This is a genomic window from Sphingomonas morindae, from assembly GCF_023822065.1.
Lineage (GTDB): Bacteria > Pseudomonadota > Alphaproteobacteria > Sphingomonadales > Sphingomonadaceae > Solisphingomonas > Solisphingomonas morindae.
The window spans coordinates 275,888-296,018 of the sequence record NZ_CP084931.1; the positions used below are offsets into that span (position 1 = coordinate 275,888).

Annotated in this window: 21 protein-coding genes; 10 read left to right on the plus strand and 11 right to left on the minus strand. The window is 68.6% G+C overall.

The genetic code is table 11. The features are described 5' to 3' along the window. Positions 1–26: 26 nt before the first annotated feature. From LHA26_RS17950 to LHA26_RS17965, 4 genes are read right to left on the minus strand one after another with little or no spacing between them, the layout of a single operon-like run. Positions 27–593 (minus strand): VOC family protein, encoded by a 567-nt coding sequence (locus LHA26_RS17950; RefSeq protein WP_252168869.1) that lies wholly within the window; start codon positions 591–593, stop codon positions 27–29. 41 nt (positions 594–634) lie between these two features. Further along, positions 635–1,495 carry an alpha/beta fold hydrolase gene (locus tag LHA26_RS17955; protein ID WP_252168451.1) on the minus strand — a complete coding sequence of 287 codons (861 nt, stop codon included), beginning with the start codon at positions 1,493–1,495 and terminating at the stop codon, positions 635–637. Positions 1,496–1,507: 12 nt separating this feature from the next. Further along, the gene (locus LHA26_RS17960; protein WP_252168453.1) at positions 1,508–2,428 is read right to left on the minus strand and encodes an NAD(P)-dependent oxidoreductase; all 921 of its coding nucleotides are present in this window, start codon (positions 2,426–2,428) and stop codon (positions 1,508–1,510) included. A gap of 36 nt (positions 2,429–2,464) precedes the next feature. After that, positions 2,465–2,803 (minus strand): EthD family reductase, encoded by a 339-nt coding sequence (locus tag LHA26_RS17965; RefSeq protein ID WP_252168454.1) that lies wholly within the window; start codon positions 2,801–2,803, stop codon positions 2,465–2,467. Positions 2,804–3,037: 234 nt separating this feature from the next. On the opposite strand from LHA26_RS17965, the gene LHA26_RS17970 reads away from it, so the two are divergent. Further along, positions 3,038–3,922 (plus strand): LysR family transcriptional regulator, encoded by an 885-nt coding sequence (locus tag LHA26_RS17970; protein ID WP_252168455.1) that lies wholly within the window; start codon positions 3,038–3,040, stop codon positions 3,920–3,922. A gap of 160 nt (positions 3,923–4,082) precedes the next feature. Here LHA26_RS17970 and LHA26_RS17975 read toward each other — a convergent pair whose 3' ends face one another. The 5 genes from LHA26_RS17975 to LHA26_RS17995 form a co-directional block, all read right to left on the minus strand. Beyond that, positions 4,083–4,469: a RidA family protein gene (locus tag LHA26_RS17975; protein WP_252168456.1), complete on the minus strand. Its 387-nt coding sequence runs from the start codon at positions 4,467–4,469 to the stop codon at positions 4,083–4,085. Positions 4,470–4,824: 355 nt separating this feature from the next. After that, entirely contained in the window at positions 4,825–5,583 is a 759-nt protein-coding gene (locus tag LHA26_RS17980; protein ID WP_252168458.1) for a dienelactone hydrolase family protein, read from the minus strand. After that, positions 5,580–6,830 carry an MFS transporter gene (locus LHA26_RS17985; RefSeq protein WP_252168459.1) on the minus strand — a complete coding sequence of 417 codons (1,251 nt, stop codon included), beginning with the start codon at positions 6,828–6,830 and terminating at the stop codon, positions 5,580–5,582. The genes LHA26_RS17980 and LHA26_RS17985 overlap by 4 nt, the downstream gene beginning before the upstream one ends. A 5-nt stretch (positions 6,831–6,835) precedes the next feature. After that, positions 6,836–7,282: a MarR family winged helix-turn-helix transcriptional regulator gene (locus LHA26_RS17990; RefSeq protein WP_252168460.1), complete on the minus strand. Its 447-nt coding sequence runs from the start codon at positions 7,280–7,282 to the stop codon at positions 6,836–6,838. A 45-nt stretch (positions 7,283–7,327) separates the two neighbouring features. Continuing rightward, positions 7,328–7,900, minus strand: a complete 573-nt coding sequence (locus LHA26_RS17995; RefSeq protein ID WP_252168462.1) for a TetR/AcrR family transcriptional regulator — start codon at positions 7,898–7,900, stop codon at positions 7,328–7,330. Between the two features lie 160 nt (positions 7,901–8,060). On the opposite strand from LHA26_RS17995, the gene LHA26_RS18000 reads away from it, so the two are divergent. The 5 genes from LHA26_RS18000 (at position 8,061) to LHA26_RS18020 (ending at position 14,991) form a co-directional block, all read left to right on the plus strand. Further along, positions 8,061–8,228, plus strand: a complete 168-nt coding sequence (locus LHA26_RS18000; RefSeq protein WP_252168463.1) for a hypothetical protein — start codon at positions 8,061–8,063, stop codon at positions 8,226–8,228. Then, positions 8,225–8,857, plus strand: a complete 633-nt coding sequence (locus LHA26_RS18005; protein ID WP_252168464.1) for an NAD(P)-dependent oxidoreductase — start codon at positions 8,225–8,227, stop codon at positions 8,855–8,857. The genes LHA26_RS18000 and LHA26_RS18005 overlap by 4 nt, the downstream gene beginning before the upstream one ends. Before the next feature lie 279 nt (positions 8,858–9,136). Beyond that, the gene (locus LHA26_RS18010) at positions 9,137–11,005 is read left to right on the plus strand and encodes a M61 family metallopeptidase (protein WP_252168465.1); all 1,869 of its coding nucleotides are present in this window, start codon (positions 9,137–9,139) and stop codon (positions 11,003–11,005) included. A gap of 194 nt (positions 11,006–11,199) precedes the next feature. Further along, positions 11,200–12,816, plus strand: a complete 1,617-nt coding sequence (locus tag LHA26_RS18015) for an FAD-dependent oxidoreductase (protein ID WP_252168466.1) — start codon at positions 11,200–11,202, stop codon at positions 12,814–12,816. A gap of 231 nt (positions 12,817–13,047) precedes the next feature. Continuing rightward, positions 13,048–14,991: an MGH1-like glycoside hydrolase domain-containing protein gene (locus LHA26_RS18020; RefSeq protein WP_252168467.1), complete on the plus strand. Its 1,944-nt coding sequence runs from the start codon at positions 13,048–13,050 to the stop codon at positions 14,989–14,991. Between the two features lie 6 nt (positions 14,992–14,997). Here LHA26_RS18020 and LHA26_RS18025 read toward each other — a convergent pair whose 3' ends face one another. After that, entirely contained in the window at positions 14,998–15,921 is a 924-nt protein-coding gene (locus LHA26_RS18025) for a LysR family transcriptional regulator (RefSeq protein ID WP_252168468.1), read from the minus strand. A 111-nt stretch (positions 15,922–16,032) separates the two neighbouring features. Between LHA26_RS18025 and LHA26_RS18030 the strand changes: the two genes are divergently transcribed. Together LHA26_RS18030 and LHA26_RS18035 are read left to right on the plus strand one after the other, a co-directional pair. Continuing rightward, the gene (locus LHA26_RS18030) at positions 16,033–16,833 is read left to right on the plus strand and encodes a type 1 glutamine amidotransferase domain-containing protein (protein ID WP_252168469.1); all 801 of its coding nucleotides are present in this window, start codon (positions 16,033–16,035) and stop codon (positions 16,831–16,833) included. Positions 16,834–16,901: 68 nt separating this feature from the next. Then, the gene (locus LHA26_RS18035) at positions 16,902–17,198 is read left to right on the plus strand and encodes a putative quinol monooxygenase (RefSeq protein WP_252168470.1); all 297 of its coding nucleotides are present in this window, start codon (positions 16,902–16,904) and stop codon (positions 17,196–17,198) included. A 280-nt stretch (positions 17,199–17,478) separates the two neighbouring features. On the opposite strand, the gene LHA26_RS18040 is transcribed toward LHA26_RS18035, so the two are convergent. After that, a complete protein-coding gene (locus LHA26_RS18040; RefSeq protein ID WP_252168471.1) occupies positions 17,479–18,357 on the minus strand; it encodes an alpha/beta fold hydrolase in 879 nt (292 codons plus the stop codon). Positions 18,358–18,434: 77 nt separating this feature from the next. Between LHA26_RS18040 and LHA26_RS18045 the strand changes: the two genes are divergently transcribed. Both LHA26_RS18045 and LHA26_RS18050 read left to right on the plus strand, forming a co-directional pair. After that, positions 18,435–18,869 (plus strand): winged helix-turn-helix transcriptional regulator, encoded by a 435-nt coding sequence (locus LHA26_RS18045; RefSeq protein ID WP_252168472.1) that lies wholly within the window; start codon positions 18,435–18,437, stop codon positions 18,867–18,869. A gap of 50 nt (positions 18,870–18,919) precedes the next feature. Next, positions 18,920–19,861 (plus strand): ROK family protein, encoded by a 942-nt coding sequence (locus tag LHA26_RS18050; RefSeq protein ID WP_252168473.1) that lies wholly within the window; start codon positions 18,920–18,922, stop codon positions 19,859–19,861. Positions 19,862–20,131: the final 270 nt, after the last annotated feature.

The window sequence follows — 20,131 nt, forward strand, 5'->3', positions numbered from 1 at the left end:
ACGCGATGGTCACCGCCTAAAAAGATTTATTGCGAGAATGACTGACCGGATGAAGCGGCGCGATCCTCGTCCTGCCACCGGCGCAGGGCGGTGTGGTCGCGATAGGCCATGCGATCGGGCAAGGTGATGAACTCGATCGTCGTCCCCCAGGGCATGCGGCAGTAGCAGACCTTGTTTCTCTCGCCCTTTTCGGTGGCGTAGGGGATCGATCGCGGCGCGGTCAGCGCGGCTCCTCCCGCCGCGACGAAGCGCGCGACGGCCGCGTCGATATCATCGGTATAGACCCCGAAATGCGTGATCCCGAAATCGCTCGCCCGCGCCGGCGCGGCCTGATCGGGCCCGTGCATCTCGAACAGCTCGAGATCCGGCCCGGTCTCGATCTTCACCATCGCCTGCGCCCGGACCACCGTGCCCGGCGCGGCGCCGGTGGCGCGCTCGAACGCCTCGCCCTGCCGGGGCGGATCGGCCGGGCCGAAGGATTGGTAGATCAGCTGGCCGCCGAGCGCCGCCGCGAGGAAGGCCTTGGCGGCCTCGATGTCGGGAACGGTGATGCCGATATGGTTGATGCCGCGCACCGTCGACGGGGTAGACATGGTCGATCTCCTTGCATGTGTGGGGGGGTGGCCGAAACGCCTCACCGGCCCGGCGCTGCCCGGCCAAGGAAGCGGATCAGCGCCGCCGCCACCTCCTTCGGTCGCTCGTCCGCGACATAGTGGCTCGCGCGCGCGATCGAACCGCCGGTCACGTCGCGCGCGAACTCCTTGAGCATGTCGACCATGTGCGGGCCGAAGCGATGCTCGCCGCCAAGCGCTAGCACGGGCATTTCAAGCGGCTGGCGCTTCCATGCGAGCGCGGCGGGATGGTCCGCCGCAAAGGCGCGATACCATTCCATCGCGCCGCGGGTCCTGCCCGGAAGCGCCAGGGCGCGTGCGAAAATCTCGAGATCTTCCGGATCGAAATGGGTGTGATCGTACATCCGCTCCGCCACGAAGGCGGCGATATAGTCATATTCGCGCCCATGGATCAGGCGTTCGGGCAGATCGCGTTTGATATGGAAGCCGAAATGCCAAAGGCCGGCGGCGGTCGCCTCCCATTTGCTCCACCCGGGAAGCGGCACGTCGAGCACCGCCAGATGGGTGACCGTGTCGCGGTGGGTGGCCGCCACCGCCACCGCGACCATGCCGCCGATATCGTGGCCGCACACCGCATAGCGCTCATGCCCGAGCGCGCGCATCGCCGCGTGCACGTCCTTGGCCAGCGTGGCCTTGTCGTAGCCGTCCGCCGGACAGTCGGAGAAGCCCGCACCGCGCAGGTCCAGCGCCACCACGCTGAAACGATCGGCGAGCAACGGCATGACCTTGCGCCACTCCCACCAGCTTTGCGGAAAGCCATGGAGCAGGACGATCGGCGGCCCGTCGCCGCCGGTGACGCTATGAAGCGCTATTCCGTTCGCCGGGACCATCTGCTGCGTAAATCCGTCCAGAGCTGCGATCATCGCCTGCTCTCCTCAGTTGCTTGGAATTTGGGTGGCGGCGGGCGGCGGCGTCGCGCCGCCCTCAAGCCGGTGCGGGGCGCGGCTCTCCAGGCTCAGCTCGGCGAGGATCGACCAGTCCTTGTCTCCAAGGCCCGCCGCGACCGCTTCGCTCAATCGCGCGCGCACCGCTTCGAGCATCGGCAGCGTGCGGCCGGTCCGCGCGCTCGCCTCCGCCGCGAGTCTCAGATCCTTCAGCCCCAGCGCCGCCCTGAACTTCGGTTCGTAGGCACGGTCGGTAATCTGGGCGCTGTAGGTCTCGTAAGCGCGCCCAGAGAAGAGCGTGCCGAGCACGAGTTCGAAGAAGCGCGCGCGGGGGAGATCGACGCTTTCCGCGATCGCCGCGCCCTCGGCGAGCGCCTCGATCGCCATCGCGATCATCATGTTCGCCGCGAGCTTCGCGGCGTTCGCCCGCTCGGGCGCCTCGCCCAAATGCCACAGCCTCTGGCTCGTCGCGGCGAGCACGGGCTCGACGCGCGCGACCGCCGCGGCCGCGCCGCCCACCAGCATGTTGAGCGCGCCCCGGGCGGCCACGTCCGGGCGCCCCAGCACGGGCGCCGACACATAGCCGAGCCCCGCTTGCGCGTGCAGCTCCGCCAGCGCCTGCGCGAAGGCGACCGAGATGGTCGAGACGACGACATGGACCAGACCGGGCCGGGCGCGGCGCACAAGCCCTGGCTCGAGCACGACCTCCCGGATCGAGGCATCGTCCGAAAGGACAGTGAGCACGGCTTCGGCCTGGAAGGCGGCTGCCGGATCGTCGAGAAGGACGAGGCCGGACATGGCGTCCGGCGCCGGCGGGGTGCGGTTCCACGCGCGCACCTCGTGTCCGGCCTTGACGAGGTTGCGCGCGATCGGGGCGCCCATGGCGCCGAGCCCGATGATGCCGATCTGCATCTCATTCTCCCATGATCGGATCGGAAGGGGCGGTCCTCAGTCCACCGACGGGAAGGGGTCCATCGGCACGGGACGGGTGCGGATCGGCGTAAGGTCGGTGAAGCGCGGCACGTCCGCCATTACCGCCCGTGTCTCCGGAGAGGCGAAGGCGGCTTGCAGCGCCTCCTCGTCGCGGAAAATGCACTCGCAGATCACCAGCGTGCCGGCCGCACCGTCGGCAGCGTAAAAGGCCCTCGCGCTTTGCAGGCCATAGCGACCCCACGAATCCAGGCACAAGGGCAGATGATGATTGGTGTAGAAATCGCGATCGAAGCGCGCGTCGCTGGCGCCTTCATAATAGACGAAGGTGCGGACGGCCTGTTTGCCATCGTTCATGGTCACGTCTCCCGCTGTTGCATTTGACCTCCGTCGAGCGCGCCGATCTTGGGCGGCCCCGACGTCTTGCCTGTGCCTGGACGAGATAGGCGCGCGTCATGCCGCGAAAACTTACGTTTCTGCACATCGGGCGTTCAGTTGTGATCGCGCGGCCGAGGCGGTTGCGCGCCGGGCCTGTCGGTCCGGCGCGCCGGCGGTCTATCCGGCAGCGGTTCACATCTGTAAGGCGGAGCGATGGACTGGAGCGATGTCCGGATCTTCCTGGCGGTCGCGCGCGCAGGCACGCTGGGCGGCGCGGCGCGCGCGCTGCAGCTCAGTCACCCCACGGTCGGCCGGCGGCTCAAGGCGCTCGAGCAGGCAAGCGGCCAGACGCTCTTCCAGAGGACCGCCGAGGGCCTGGTCCCGACCGAGGAAGGGGCGTCGATCGTCGCGCTGGCGGAGCAGATGGAGGAGAGCGCGCTGGCGATGGCGCGCCGCCTCGCCGGGCAGGCGCAGGATTTCCACGGCACGCTGCGGATTTCGTCGGCCGACTGGTTCAGCGCCTATATGCTGCCTCCCGTCCTCGCCGATTATGCACAGGCCCATCCCAGGGTGGAGATCGAGGTGCTGACGGGGACGCGCTTGTTCAGCCTCGCGCAGCGCGAAGCGGACATCGCCTTCCGCATCGTTCCGTTCGACACGCCCGACATTGTGCAGCGACGACTGGTGGGCCTGCGCTACGGCGCCTATGTCGCCGCCGACGCGCCGGAGCCGGTGTTCGGCGACGGCCGCGGCTTCCGGCTCATCACCCACGACACGTCCACGGGCCAGTTCCCGGACATTGCGTGGCTGACGGAGAGCTTTCCGAACGCGCGCGTCGCGGTGCGATCGAACAATCGCAACGTGCAGGCGCGGCTCTGCGCACAGGGCCTCGGGATCGCGGTGCTGCCACGGCCGGTCGGCGACCAGCTGGCCGGCTTGCGCCGTCTGGACCCGCCCACGCCGCCGCCGGGGCGCGAGATCTGGATGGGCTACCATCGCGACCTCCGCCATCTCAGCCGCTTGCGGGCCTTTATCGAGCGGGTCGTCGCCCATGCGGCGCTGCACGACGAGAGGCGGCTCGACGAGGGCAGCGGCTGACGGGCCTGTCAAACAGCGGCCCATGCGGGCGTCGGCTAACCGCGACGCGGGCATGGCTGATGCGGTTCACGCGGTGATCCGCGGCGCGGGCGTTGCATTCCGGCGGCCGTGCCTCCGCGACCGGCGCCCCACGGAAGGGCGAGGCGCAGGTGCGAGCGGCTCACGCGGCCGCGATGACCTCGATCTCGACCAGCCATTCCGGCACCAGCGTCTCGACCACGATCGCGGTCGTCGGGATACGACGGTCGCCCAAGGCCTCGATGCGCGCCTTCTGGTTCGCCTCGGCATAGGCGGCATCACGCAGATAGCTTGTCAGCCGCACGATATGGCCCGTCGTCATGCCCGCTTCGGCGAGGATGCGGCGGATATTGGACCAGATCAGCGCGAGCTGCGCGTCCAGATCTTCGGGGGCGTGCCCTTCGCCATCAAGCCCCATCGTGCCGCTGACGAACAGAAAGCGGGCTGCGCCGATGACTTCCATCGCGTGCACATAATCGTCGGTGGCCGGGTAAATGCCGTCGCGGGGATTGATGGGGGTCATGCGCATGGGCCTGTCCTCTTGCCTGGGGGAAGCGGTTGTTCTTTCGCGGCCGGCGCGCCGGAGCGCGGCGTTCAGAAAGGCCGTCCAGCACAGGGCGATCTTCGACGCGCGGCACGCCTCGCCTCTTGTCGCGCAGCAGCGGCTCGAGCGTGCGCCCCGCAAAGCCTATCAAACCGAAGCGGCTCCTGCCGGGCGCGAGGCACAATTCTTGATGCCATTATAGAGGATCCGCCGGGCATCGACGCAGCCGAATACGCGCTGGCGGGACAGCTCGAAGGCGATGAGAGTTACGCGACGGACGAAAGCAGAAGCGGGGGAGCCGCACCGATGGCCCGACCGTCCGCCTACGGGTCCCATGCGCCTAGCTGGCCGCGTCGGCGGATCCCTTCAGCGTGCGTCCGAACAGGTCCAGCATCGCGCGCCACCCGCGTTCGGCCTGCGCGTGATCATAGACGGGGAAGTCGGGCTTCATCCAGCCATGCGCCGCGGGGTAGGTCTCGGCACGATAGCGCACGCCGGCCGCGTCGAGCGCCGCCTCGAACCGCTCGGCCATGTCCGGGGGGTAGGACGCATCGTCCTCGGCCGCCGCGACATAGAGTTCGGCCTCGAGCATGGGCGCGAACAGGTGCGGGCTGGTCGGCGCGTCGGTCGCGAGCCGGCCGCCATGGAAGCTCGCGACGGCCGCGAAGCGGTCGGGCCACCGGCCCGCCGCGGCGATCGCCATGCCCCCGCCCATGCAGAAGCCCAGGGCGCCGACCCGTCGCCCGACCACGTCGCCGCGCGCGTCGAGCATCGCCAGCAGCGCGCCGCTATCCTCGGCCGCCTTGAGGTTGTCCGTCGTCGCCACCAATGGGCCGAGCACCGCCCGGAAGTCGCCCGCGAACACCTGCTTCGGCACGAACGGGCCATAGGGGCCGTAGCGGTAGAACAGGTCGGGCAGCAGCACCACATAGCCGGCATCGGCCAGACGCCGGCTCATCTGCTCGATGGCAGGCCGGATGCCACCCGCATCCATATAGACGATCACGGCCGGCCAGGGCCCCTCGCCGATTGCCGGGGCGAAGAGCTGGCACGGGCAGTCGCCGTCGTCGGTGCGAACGTGCAGGCGCGCGTGGGTCATGAGTCCGTCTCCGTTGCCGTCCAGTTCTGATATCGCCAGCCGATCGCCGCCGCGACCAGGCCCGCCGCCGCCGCGACGCCCATCGACCAGCGTGGTCCGGCGTCGTGCGCGACCCAGCCGACCAGCGGTGCGCCGAGCGGGGTGCCGCCGAGCGCGATGGCGAGGCGGATCGCCATCACCCGCCCGCGCATCTCGGGGGCGCTCGAAAGCTGCATCAGCGTGTTCGAGCAGTTGGTGACGGTCAGGGCCGCGAGGCCGACCAGCGCCAGCGCACAGGCGAAGAGCCAGTAGCTCGGGGAGAGCGCGGCGGCGGCGCACGCCGCGCCGAAGAGCGCGGCTCCGCCGGTCAACGTCGCAAAACGGGGCCGGTCGCGGCCGGTGGCGATGAACGCGCCGGCGAAGGTGCCGATGGCCATGGCCGAGCTGAGCAGGCCGAAGCGCGTCGCGTCGGCGTGGAAGACGCCGACCGCCATGGTCGAGATGAAGATCGACGTGTTGAGGCCGAACGTGCCGATGAGGAACAGCATGACCGTGATCGTCCGCAGATCCCGCCGGCGGGCGACATAGCCGAAGCCCGCGAGCATGGCGCCCGTCGCGCGGGGGCGGCGCTCATGGCCGTGCAGCTGATCCGACCGGAGCCGGGTCAGCGACACCAGCACGGCGAGGAAAGACACGCCGTTGACGATGAACGCCCAGCCGGTGCCGATTGCGCCGATGCACAGACCCGCCGCCGCAGGACCCAGCATCCGGGCGGCGTTGAACGAGGTGGAGTTGAGCGCCACGGCGTTGGCAAGGTCCGCGTCGCCGACAAGGTCGCCGACGAAGGTCTGCCGCACCGGTGCGTCGAACGCCGCCGCCACGCCGAACAGCAGGGCGAACGCATCGACCTGCCACAGCCTCACCATGCCCGAGATGGTCAACCCGCCAAGGCCCAGCGCCAGGACGCCCATGACGGCCTGGGTGAGGAGCAGAAGGCGTCGGCGATCGAGGTGATCCGCGGCATGCCCCGTCCAGGGCAGAAGCAGAAACTGCGGAATGTACTGGAAGGCCATGACGGCGCCGACCGCGCGGGCGTCGTAGTGGGTCAGGATGGTGAGCACCAGCCAGTCCTGCGCGGTGCGCTGCATCCAGGTGCCGATATTGGAGACCAGCGCGCCGGCGAACCAGAGCCGGTAGTTGCGATGCGCCAGCGCGCGGAGATTGGCCGGAAGCGGAAACCGGGCCGGCAAAGTGTCGGAACGCGCCACGGCGCTCAGGACGCGCTCAGGCGGCGAAGAATGGCAAGCGCGCTGCCCAACGCCGCGCGCTCGGCGGGGGTGACGCCGCCCAGCGCCTCGGTCAGCCATTTATGCTTCAACAAGCGTCGCCGGTCGCGCGCGGCCTGGCCGGCGGGCGTGAGCCGGAACAGGAATTGACGCCCGTCGGTCGGGTGCGGTCGCCGTGCGACCAGCCCCTGCTGTTCGAGACCGGCCAGAGTGGCGCCCATCGACTGCGGCTTCACGCCTTCCGCGCGCGCCAGATCGGCCGTCGTCGCATCCCCCTGGCGTGCGAGGCGCCCCAGCACCGCCGCCTGGGACAGGCTCAGCTCCTCCGCCGCCGCTTCCGACCGGAGCCGCCGGAGCAGCATGCCCGTCGATTGCAGCAGGTCGTCCACCAGCGCGCCGAGTTCGGCGCCGGGAGGCTCGTTCGGTTTCGCCATGCGTCCGCCGTACCGATAAGAAGGCAGACTTGCAAGCCTGCCTTCTTACTTGAGGGCGGCGTCTATGATCGCGTCCACGAACCGGCCATCTATGGCCTCGCGCGAAAACCAGCGCCGGAAGAAGAGCGGGCCCACGAGGCGTGCGACGAGCTCGCTTGTGGCGCGCCCCTGAAGCGAAGCTTCGCCCGCTGCACAGGCCCGCTGCAGAACGGCCTCGAACGGTGCCATGAAGGCCGCGTGCAGCTGCTTCTGGACAGTGGCGATTTCCGGATCGCGCTCGGCCGCGTCCAAAATCGACGGATAGGCCTTGCTCCAGGGCGTCCCGTCCAGCGCGCCGGCCAGGCTTGTCAGCAAGGCATGGAGATCACCGCGAAGGCTACCCGTTCCCGGCACCCGCGCCGGCGCTCCGAAGCTCGCGCAGGCCTCCAGCAGGAGCGCCGAGCGGGACGGCCAGTGGCGGTAGATCGTCGTCTTGGACACGCCTGATCGCTTCGAGACCGCATCGATGCTGACCCCGCCAATCCCCCCCTCCGACAACTGGCGGTAGGTTTCCATGAGGACGGTCGCGCGCGATCGCGCGACCCGCTTGTCCAAAGTGGGGGAGACTTTTTCCGCCATGCCTTCGCCGCCGCCTTTCCCTCTCCTGCGCAATAGCTCTCTAGCATCGGGACAGGGCATCGTCCCCTCCGTCCGAAGCCTTGCGGCTTGAAAGTGCGGCTGATACAGCACGGCACAGTATCGTACCGTTATGATGCGGAGCGCCTGCTGGAGGGTGAAGATGCGGTTCGCCTACACACATGTCGTCACGGACGATGTCGCCGCTGTCGCCGGCGTCCATGCCGCGCCTCACCCTCTCGAGCCGATGAGCTTCGGCGAGCCCGACGGATGCCCGATCACTATCTTCAGCCCGCCGCCCGAGACGCTCGCGCAGGGCACCGCCCGATGAAGCTGCTGGTGTTCGGCGGCGGCGGACGCACCGGGCGGGACCTGATCGTGCAGCTTCTGGCGCGCGGCCACAAGGCGACCGCCTTGGTCCGCGACGCCCGAGCGTTCGGCCTCTCGTATGACCGACTAAGGGCGGTGAGCTGCGATGCGCTGGAGCCGGCTTCGTTCCAGGCGGCACTGGAAGGGCAGGAGGCGGTGCTGTCCGTGCTTGGGGTGACCGGTTTCTGGGCCTCGCTGCGGCCGATGACCTTCTACCGCGACTCCGCACGCGCGATCGTCACCGGTATGAGGGCGGCGGGCGTGGCCCGGCTGGTGCTCGTGTCCTCGATAGGCGTGCTGGACAAGCCTGCGGCGCCCGCCTGGTACCGCGCGCTCGTCAAGCCGTTGCTGCGGCACAAATATGCCGACATGCGGGCGATGGAGGCGTTCGTCGCGCGCTCGGGGCTCGACTGGACCATCGTGCGCGCCGCGCGTCTTATCGACGGACCGCTCACCCAGCATTACCGCGTCGGCGCCGGAGGCACGCTGCCTGATATCACGACGATCTCCCGGAGCGACCTCGCCGACTTCCTGGCGCGCGCGGTGGCCGACCCGGCAATGGCCGGCCAGATGTACGCGATCTCCCGTTGAACGCGCAGGCTGCTTGGCTGAACAATGCCCGCTCGCGCTCCCGCTACGTCTCGCTAGACGGGTGAGCGCAGGGGATTTACGGCACGTTTTGAACGGCATCTGATTGCGCCTGGGCAGGGGCGGCGAGCGGGGGATGAGCATCGGGATCTGGGTGGCCGCCGGTGCGAGGCTGCCGCCCCGAGCTGAGAGCGCCCGACGCGGCCCGCGCGCCTGGACGATCTAGGCCGAGACCTTGCGCGCAGCGGCATCCGCCTGGCGCGATCACTGATGGACGGACAGATGCTGATGACGTGCAAAATGTTGCTCACGGCGATCGCATCCAGCGCGCTGGCGCTCGGCGCCGCTGGGAAGGTCGACGCGCAGACGGGCAGCGCATCGGGCCCGCCGATCAGCCTGGCGGTGGACGCCACCGATACCGACCATGCCATCTTCACCGTCCATGAGACGATCCCCGCGACGCCCGGGCCGCTGACCCTTCTCTATCCGCAATGGGAGGCGGCCAGCCACGCCCCCACCGTGCCGATCCAGGCGCTGGCCGGTCTGGTCGCGACCGCCGATGGCCGCCGGATCGCGTGGCGGCGCGATCCCCGCAAGGTCCATGCCTTCCACCTCGCCATACCGCCGGGCGCGACCTCGGTGACGCTGGACTTCCAGATCCTGTCCGATGCCGACACGCTGCGGGAGGCGCAGGTCAATGTGCAATGGCAGAGGCTGCTGCTCTATCCGGCAGGAAGCGATGTCGCGCGGATCCAGGTCGCGGCGCGGCTGACCTTGCCCAAGGGCATGCACGCCTATGGCGCGCTCCGTCGGGCGGGCGAGGATGCGGGTGCGATCCGCTTCGCGCCCGTTGCCCTCGAGCGCCTGGTCGACGCGCCGGTATGGGGCGCCAAAGTGTCCCGCATCATCCCGCTCACGCCGGGCGCCGCGCAGCCGATAACGGTCGCGCTGCTCGCCGACGATCCCGCCGACCTCGCCCCCGCCGATGCCGCCGCCGGCCCGCTCCGCGCGCTGATCGTGCAGGCGGGCAAGATCTTCGGCGCGCCGCCCTTCACCCGCTACGACATGCTGGTGTCGCTCACCGACCGGCTCGGCACGGGCGGCGTCGAACATCGCGAGGAGGGCGAGAACGACCTGCCGGCAAACTATCTGCGCGAGCCCGGCAAGCAGCTCAACAGCGTCGATCTGATCGCGCATGAATATGTGCACGCCTGGAACGGACGGTATCGCATCCCCGCCGACCTGCTCGCGCCCGACTATAACACGCCCGTCAGCGACAGCCTCTTGTGGGTCTATGAGGGGCAGACCGAATTCTGGGGTCGGGTCCTCGCCGCCCGTGCGGGCCTGCGCGACCGGCAGCAGACGCTGGACAGGCTCGCGCTCGATGCCGCGCTGGTGGCGACCCGCAAGGGCCGGGCCTGGAAGAGCCTCGCCGACAGCGTCAACGATCCCGTCTACATGGCCGGGCACCATGTCGACTGGCGGGATTGGACACGGCGGGAGGATTATTACGCCGAGGGCGTGCTGCTTTGGCTGGATGTGGACGCGCGCCTGCGCGAACTGACGCGCGGCGCGCGCGGGCTCGACGCCTTCGCGGCCGACTTCTTCCATGTCGACGCGCCCGGCGCGCCCGCCCGCGCCTATGATTTGGAGGCGGTCTGCGCGGCGCTGGCGAGGGTGGCCCCGGCCGATTGGCACGGCTTCCTCGCGCGGCATCTCGACAGCCACGAGACGCAAGATGCCATGGCCGGGCTGGCCCGTGCGGGCTGGCGCCTGGTTTTCACGCCCGAGGCGACCGACACCTTCCGCCAGAACGAAACGGACGACGGCGCACGCGACTATAGCTTCTCGGTCGGGCTCAAGGTGGATGAGGGCGGGCGCGTGCGTGCGGTCTCCTGGGAAGGCCCGGCATTCCTGGCCGGGCTGGCGCCGGGGGGACGGATTACGCGGGTGGACGGGCTGCCTTACAGCGCCGCCGCGCTCGAACACGCCGTGGCGAACACCGTCACCACGCCGCTCGATCTCGTCGTCGATGATGGCACCCGAAGCCGCACCGTCCGCCTCGCCTATCGAGGCGGCGCACGCTACCCGCATCTGGAGCGCATCCCGGACAGGGCCGACCGGCTCGACGCGCTGCTGACGGGGCGCTAGCTGCCTCGAATCTCCACGACACGCGACCCGCTCAAAAGGACGGTGGAGCCGGTAGCAAAGCCGAAAAAGAGCGGGGATCGTCCGGAGCTGGGCCGCGCGCGCCGCATCTGGAACGCCATGCCGAGCTTGACGATCTCCTTGCGATCGTTCGGTATGTGGGCACCCGCAAAGGGGTGGATGATCCGGAGGTAGAGGTGGAGACGATTGGTCGCGATCTCGCCGAGATGCAGCGTGTCCCGCTCGCTCCCGCGCATGTGGCGGCGTTGCGCGCGGTAGGCGAGACGGTCCGCTTTGCCGCCGGCGAGATGGTGGCCGAAGCCGGCAAGCCCGCGGACCGGTTTGTGTATGTAGAGGATGGCGAGATCGAGGTGGTCGATCCCTATTCCGGGGAGCGCCGCGTGCCTTCGACGCTCGGCCCGACCCAGTTCATGGGCGAGATCGGCCTGCTGTACGGCGGCAATTGGTCGATGCCGATGCGCGCGGCCCGCGACACGACCGCGCTCGTCGTCCCGCGCGCGGACCTGCTTCGGCTCATGGCCGATATCCCGGAAATGTCGGACATCATCATCACCGTGCTTGCCGCCCGCCGCCGGCGTCAGCTTGATCACCAGGACGGAACGCTCGTCTTGATCGGCGAGGAAGCCGACCGGAGCATCGCGCGCATCGCCCAGTTCGCCGGTCGCAACCGGCTTCCCTACTCGTCCTACGCGCTTGGCAGTGCCGAGGCGCTGCGGGTCGCGGACAGCTGCGCTGTTCCGCCCGATCGTCCTGCGGTTGTCTATGGCCGCGGGCAGGTCGTGGCGGAGCCGACGCTCGAGACGGTGGCGCGGCTGCTCGGCGTCGTCCACGACATCGACGAGCGACAAAGGTTCGACGTTCTCATCGTCGGGGGCGGGCCGGCGGGGGTCGCGGCGGCGGTCTATGCCGGCGCGGAGGGTCTGAGCGCTCTGGTGGTCGAGGACACCGCCATCGGCGGCCAAGCGGGCACGTCGAGCCGGATCGAGAATTATATGGGCTTTCCGACCGGCATCTCGGGCGCGGACCTCGTCTGGCGCGGCGAGGTTCAAGCGATGAAATTCGGGTCGCGCTTCATCATGCCGCGGCGGGTGGCCGCGCTCGAGCCTCAGCCCGACGGCAGCTTCTGCGCCAGCCTCGACAATGGGCAGCGCGTGCTCGCCCGCGCGGTGGTCATCGCGACCGGCGTTCAATATCGGCGGCTGCCGATCGATCGCCTCGCCGAATTCGAGGGCGCGGGCGTCTATTATGCGGCGACCGAGCTGGAGGCCCGCTATTGTCGGCAGGGCGAGGCGATCGTCATCGGCGGCGGCAATTCGGCGGGTCAGGCCGCGATGTTCCTGTGCCGCACGGCGGCGCATACCCGCCTGCTCGTTCGGGGCTCGTCGCTCGCGGCATCGATGTCCAGCTACCTCTCCAGCAGGCTCGCGGCCGATCCCGCGATTTCGGTCGACTATGGCGCCAAGGTGGTTGCGCTGCACGGCACGGATCGGCTCGAGGCCGTCACGATCCAGAACGCGGACGACGGTTCGACGCGGACGATCGATGCGTGCGCCCTGTTCATCATGGTCGGCGCGGAGCCGAATACGGAGTGGCTGGCCGGGGTCGTGCAGTGTGACAGCAAGGGGTTCATCCTGACCGGCGAGGCGGCGGGAGGCAATTCGCCATACGCCACCTCTCGACCCGGCATTTTCGCGGTGGGAGACGTGCGCTTTGGCTCGGTCAAGCGCGTCGCCTCGGCGGTCGGCGAAGGCTCGGTCGTGATTTCCAAGGTCTGGGAGCATATCCACGGCTGAGGCACGGTGAGGCGAGCCGCCGAACCCGGCCATCAGCGCTGCATTCCTTGGCGCTTTGCCGACCGGCTCGGGCGCCGCCGTCCGCGCGCGCTTCGGTATCGGCATTCCGAGTTGGCGCGCAGTGATCGAGCAAGGGCGGCAACGGAATTGTGGCGGAAGCACGCGCTGCTATACCCGCTCATCATGATCGATCGTTCCGCAAAAGCCCTGCGCGCGGCAAGCGCCATCGTCATGGCCGCTTCGCTCGCGGGCGCCGCGGCCGCGGCGCCCGCCCGCTCTCCCGACTATGCCGCCGTCCAGGGCCGATTGCAGCGGGGCTGGAACAGCTGGGACACGAACACCATCGCGGGCCAGGTGCTGCTGCCCTACGGTCTGGAAATCCGCTTGGGCGTCAAGAAGGAAAGCGCGGAGAATACCAATGCCTTCCTGCCCACGGTGCTGATCGGTCGGAAAGCCGCGGGCGACGAGACGGTCTATCCGGGGCCGCATAGCTATGACGGCGCCTATACGGAATTCCGGCTGACGTGGCGCGGGGTCGCGCTGCGGCTCGAAACAGCGCATGCCGGCAATGATCTCGTGATGCTGGTCACGCCCCTGTCCAAGCCCAAGCCGGCGCCAGCCTCGCTGGGCGCCGCATCTCAGCGGATCAACACGAGCTTTCGATCCGAAGAGGAGGCGACCAGCCAGCCGCCCGTCGCCATCCTTTCGGCCGGTATGGTCTGGAACCGGCCGGGGAGCGTCGCGCTGGAAGGCGCGGACATTGTCGCGCGCCTGCCGGGCGAGGTGGTTACCATCCATGCTGCGGCGCCCGTGCTTGCCGACAGCCAGGTGCCGGTCACCAACCCCTATTTCGCGTTCCGCCTCGATCAGCCCGCCGGGATCAGCACCGGCCAGGCCCGGACCATCGCGGAGATCACTGCCATCATCGCGCGCGCGCGGGCAGGCTTCGCCGCCCGTGCCGCGCGAGCCGGAACGGCCGGGGCGGTGCGGGGCGCCATCGAGACGGTGCTCGGCTGGGACACGATCTATGATCCGGTCGGCGCGCGCGTGCTGTCTCCGGTCAGCCGCATCTGGAACCAGAATTGGGGCGGCTATGTCGTGTTCGATTGGGACACGTTCTTCGCGGCGACGATGGCCTCGCTCGGCAGTCGCGACCTCGCCTATGCCAACGCGCTGGAGGTTTTGAACGAGTCCACTTCGGCCGGCTTCGTCCCGAACTTCGCGCGGGCGGGCGGGTGGAAGAGCTGGGACCGGTCTGAGCCGCCGGTCGGCGCGGTCACGATCCTGGGCCTGTATCGCCGCTTTCACGACCGCTGGCTGCTGGCGGATAGCTATGACCGGCTTCTCAGGTGGAACCGGTGGTGGCCGGCGCACCGCCGCATCGGCGACTATCTCGTGTGGGGGAGCGACGCGGACAGCGCGCCGATCAACCCGGACGATCTCAGCCCCGGAACCCTGCAGGGCGCGAAATATGAATCGGGTCTCGACAACAGCCCGATGTATGACGGCGCGGGCTTCGACGGTCGCTTGATGCAGCTCGCCGATGTCGGCCTGATGAGCCTCTACATCGTCGATTGCGACGCGCTCGCCGAGATCGCCGTGGAACTGGGTCGGCGGCAGGACGTGGTCGAGCTGCGCGCGCGCGCCGCGCGCGTCCGCCGCGGCCTTGCGACCTTGTGGGACCCGGTGTCGCACATCTATCGCAACAAGGACCTGCGGACCGGGCGGCTGAGCGAGCGTCTGTCGCCGACCAACTTCTACCCGCTGCTTGCCCGCGCTCCATCGCCCAAAGCCGCCGATCAGATGATCCGGGACCATCTGCTCAATCCGGCCGAGTTCTGGGGCGATCGCGTCGTGCCGGCGATCGCGCGCAGTGACCCTGCGTTCAAGGATCAGGACTATTGGCGTGGCCGCATCTGGGGGCCGATGAACTACCTGCTCTGGCAGGGGCTTGCGCGCTACGACACCCCGTTGGCGCGATCCACCCGGCATACGCTCGGCGCGCGATCGCTGGCGCTGTTCATGGAGGAATGGCGCGCGAAGGGGCATGTGCATGAGAATTACAGCGCCGTGTCGGCCGACAGCGACACCGTCCCGAACAGCGACCGCTTCTATCATTGGGGCGCATTGCTCGGCTTTATGGCACCGGGTGTCGCCGATGACGCGGCGCGGTAGTCCGGGTCAGGATGCGGGGAGCGGCGACCGATCCCCCAGCTGCGCGGCGACGTCCTGGATGAGACCCCGCAGCCAGCGATGGGCGGGATCGTGGCGATATCGCACGTGCCACGCCATCTCGACCGGGAAGCGGCCGAGATCCACCGGCGCCGGCAGGATCTTCAGGCGCTTGTCCTGCATCAGCCGCCGGCAGATGAGCGCGGGCAGGGTCGCGCAATAGTCGGTCACCGCCACCATCTCGGCGACCGCGAAGAAGTTGGTGACCGAGATCGCGACCTCGCGCCTGAGTTGCCGCTGCGCAAGCGCCTGGAAGAGCCCGGCGCGCATCCGGCCGGGCGGCACGATGTTGACATGCTTGAGCGCTTCGAACTGCTCGCGCGTCATCGCGTCACCGATCTCAGGATGGTCCGCGCGCACGGCGCAGGCGAGGCCCTCCTCCATCAGATGCTGGACGACGAGATTATCGGGCGGATCGACGATGCGGCCAAGCACCAGCGCGGTCGTGCCGGACACCACGCCCGTCTCGACTAGGTCATTGCCATAGGGCGTCAGCCGCAGCTTGATGCCGGGCGCGACCTGCTGGAGGCGCGCGACCACGGCCGGGACCAGCACGAACTCCACATAGCCGTTGGGCGCGATGGTGAAGAGGCGCTCGGCCTGCGCCGGATCGAAGCCCTGCTGGCCGAGCACCGCATCGTCGAGCTGCGCCAGCGCCTCGGCGATGGCGGGCGCAAGCTCAAGCGCGATCGGCGTCGGCTGGATGCCGTAGCGTTCGCGGATGAAGAGCGGATCCTGCAACATCAGCCGCAGCCGCGACAAGGCGTTGGAGAGCGCGGGCTGGGTTTTGCCGACGCGCTCGGCCGCCCGCGTGACACTGCGCTCCTCCATCAGCGCGATGAAGATCGGCAGCAGGTTGAGATCATAGCGCATCCAGACATAATGCCGAGCGTATATCTGACATCAACAAGATAAACTTCTCGAATATGCCAGCAGGGTCCATCTCTCCCTCACCGGCAGCGGTGCCGCGACACGGAGGCTCGGATGACCAAGGCGAAGATCCTCATTCTCGGTTCGAACGCGACGCAGATCGAGCTGCGCGGCGGCGGGACCGCCACGATCGGCCAATATCTCAACGAAACGACGGTGCCCGCGCTGGCGCTGATCGATGCCGGCTATGAGCTGGTGCTCGCCACCCCCGACGGGACCAAGCCCCATATCGACGCGGTGTCCGACACGGTGGGCCATTTCGGCGGCGATCAGGCCGCTTATGATCGGGCGAAGGCGTTTTTCGCGGAAGATCCGGCGATGAACGCGGTCCGCACGCTGCGCTCGGTCATCGACGCCGGCCTTGACGGCTTTGCCGGCGTCTTCGTTCCCGGCGGCCACGCGCCGGCGGTCGATCTGATGCAGGACCCCGACGCGGGCGCCATCCTGCGCCATTTCCATGCCGCCGCGAAGCCGACCGCCTTGCTCTGTCACGGTCCGGTCGTCACCGCCGCCGCGCTCGCCGATGCGCCCGCGTTCAGGGCGGCGCTGATCGAGGGCGAGGATGCCAAGGCGAAAACTCTGGCCCGCGACTGGATCTACGCCGGTTACCGGATGACGGTATTCTCCGCGAGCGAGGAGAAGATCGCCGAGGAACAATTGCTGAAGGGCGAGCTTCCGTTCGACATGCCAAAGGCGCTGCGCATCGCGGGCGGGACGGTCTTGGTCAGCACGACCGACTTCGCCTCCCACGTCGTGGTCGATCGCGAACTGATCACCGGGCAGAACCCGGCCTCCGATCACGCGCTCGCCAAGGCGCTGATCGATGCGCTCGATCGCGCACTCGCCCAGGCGTGAGCACCCGCAGGACCGGCGGAGCGCTGCGACCGCGCTCCGTCCCGACATCGCAGAGAAGGAGCAGGACCATGTCTACTAATGTGAAGATCGTCGCGATTCTTACCGCTAAACCTGGCCAGGCGGCCGCGCTGCGCGCCCTGCTCGACGGCATGATCGCGCCCAGCCGGGCCGAGCAGGGCAATTTGCGCTATGATCTATGGCAGGATCAGGCCGATGACGCGCGCTTCGTGCTCGATGAGCTGTACCGCGACGCCGACGCGGTCGCGGCGCACCGCGCCAGCGCGCACTTCCAGCACTATGCATCGATGATCGCGGGCCTCGCCGATCGCCTCGCGATCACGCTCGATCCCGTCCTGATCGCCTGATCGGCCACCGATCGCTCCAGAGGGAAGCCGCCATGCCGCGCAGCCGGTCGAGCCTTGGCTGCGCGACCGGCGGAGAAGCCGGGCGCCCTCGTCCTCGTGTCCATGCGACGCTGGTCATGATCCTGGTCCGGGCGCGCAGCGGCGGCCGGTCTCACCCATCCGGATGGACCGGGCGAGGGGCGCAACCTCCCTGGGCGGTCATCCTCTCGGCGGACGCCCGTTCATCCCGAGGGAACTTCGACCGATGGGCCCGGCGGATGGCGTTCTCCGGACGGGCCGATCAGACCCGCTCGATCCAGGCCAGGATCGCGGCATTCACCTCCTCCGGACGGTCCTGCATGATCCAGTGTCCGGCATGATCCCAGGCATCGACCTTGGAAGCGGGATGGGAGAACCAGGGCTGCATGCGTCTGGCTTGGGCCGGATCGCGGCAAAGATGGTAGAAGGGCGTCTTGAGGCCGCGCAGAAAGCGCTCGCTCTGCGCACCCGTTCCGACCTGATCGGGGCCAAGGAACAAGGGGCCGAAGGACTCGCGCACGACATGGGCCGGCATGCCTTGAACACGGCGCGCGTGCCAGCGCCGCAGCGCCGCCGGGGTCGCCTTGTCATAGACGGTCTCGAACAGGGCCGGCGCCACGAGCGCCGGACCGCCGCTTTGCAGGTCGCGCGAGACTTTGCCGAACAGCGGCGCCGTTTCCGCCGCGAACCCCAGCGCGCCATCGACGGACACGACCGCGTCGACGAGATCGGGTCGTCGGGCCGCAAGCCGCGCCGCGATCTGCCCGCCCATGGAATGGCCGATCAGGATGAACCGCGCGCCCCGGAAGCGACCTTCGATCAGCGCCTCGATATCCGCGACATAGTCCGCAGGACGATAATGTCCGGACGGCGGAACCGCAGACCGGCCATGGCCGCGCAAATCGACAGTGACAGTGCGATAGCGCGCCTCCAGCGCCGGAAGCTGCCAGATCCAGTCCTCCCCGTCGGCGGTCCAGCCGTGAAGCAGCATCAGCTTGCGCCCCTTGCCCGCTTCGGTCACGAAAAGCTCGGTGGGCGAGGGCGCCGCTGCGGCCGCTCCGCGCGGCAGCGACGCCATGGCGGCGGCCCCGCTCACAAGGCCCAAAAGGCCGCGCCGCGACACGTCGTTGATCCTTGTCATCGTCTGTCCTCGTTGGGCGGGAGCGCCGCGACGCGCACGGCCAACCCGCTTTCCAGATCCAGCGCTTCAGATATACGATGGATCGCTACGCTCAATTACGCACCTGCAAGCGCGTAGGTAGGCTGGAGGATATCGTGCCCACCGACGTCGACCCCGTCTTCTTCGCCGATTGCGCCGCGCGGTCCTTCTTCGATCAGGTCGCCAACAAATGGGCGGTCATGATCCTTACCCTGCTCAGCGACAGGCCCGCCCGCTTCAACGAGATGCGGCGTCGACTGGAAGGCGTCACGCATAAGGCCCTGACGCAGGCGCTGCGACGACTTGAGCGCAATGGGCTAATCGCCCGCCAGGTCCTCGCGACCTCGCCGGTCGCTGTCGAATATTCGATCACGCCGCTGGGGAAGACGCTCCAGGTTCCCTTTGGGGCCGTCTATGACTGGTCGATCGAGCATCTCGACGATCTCGAAGCCGCACGGCAGGCCTATGATGCTCGGCAGGCGGATGCGCGCTGATCCTGCTGGGCGAACCCAGGGCCGAGGGCCGGGGTCAACCGAGCCACACGGTGGCGCTCAACCCCGCTGCCTCCTATGCCGCCGGGCTCTCGGTGATGACCGATCTGATGGAAATGGTTGTGGTCGATCTGGCCGGTCGCCCTGTGTGCAGCCGGCGCTTCCCGAACAGTCGCATGACGCCCGACACTGCGGCGGAACAGCTCCGCGCGTTCCTGCACGATGCGGCCGATCGCGAGGGCGTGGATCTGCACCGCGTGCAGGCGATCAGCCTCGCCGTTGCGGGCTTCTTCGTGGGGGCGGGAACGCGGCTCAACCCCTCCAGCCAGCTTGATGCCTGGGCGCTGATCGATCTGCAAGCGCCGTTCGAGGCGGCGTTCGGCATTCCCGTCACGGTCGAAAACATCGCCAACGCCTCCGCCGTGGGCGAGCAGCTGCTGGGCTTGGGGCGCCGCTTCAACAGCTTCGCCTATGTCAACGTCGCGGCAGGCTTTGGCGGGGGCATCATCCTTGACGGCCGGCTGTGGCGCGGGGTGCATGGCAATGCCGGCGAGTTTGCCGCGATCCTCGATGCGCCGCCCAATCTGGAAACGCTGCGCGAGGTGCTGGCGGCCCAAGGGATCGAGACGGCCAATGTGCTCGACATGATCGAGCGGTTCGACATGGCCTGGCCGGGCGTCGACGCCTGGGTCGCACAGTCCGGCGATCAGTTCGCGCGTCTCGCCCAGGTCGTGCATGCCACCATGGATGTCGAGGCGCTGGTGCTTGGCGGCCGTCTGCCGCGCGCGCTGGCCGAGGCTCTGGCGCACCAGGCCGGGGCGGGCATGGCCGCCATGTTCCCGCCGCCGCGCCGCGGGCTGGGGCTGCCGCAGCCCCAGATTCTGGCGGCGGAGATCAACGCCAGCGCCGCCGCGATCGGCGCCGCCTCCATCCCCCTCGCGCGCCGTTACTATGATCCGATTGCGCATCTCAACCAGGGCAAGCCGCTGGCGTGATGGCGCTGCGGCACCTGCAGGGCCGGCTGCATCTGGTCTATGGCTTCGGCCATTTCTGCAAAGTCTGCTTTGGAATCTAAGCGTTTTATACTTCGGCTTCTATCTGACCGAAGTTGCCGGCATCCCCAGCCAGGCGATGGGACGGGTCATGGCGGCGTCGCTGCTGTTCAACTTCTCGGCCATGAATTGCTGGCGCGCTATGGCGCAGCTGCGACAGCCTCGCTCAAGTCTCTAGTTTAACATAACGCGTCTTATCAGACCCGCCGGATC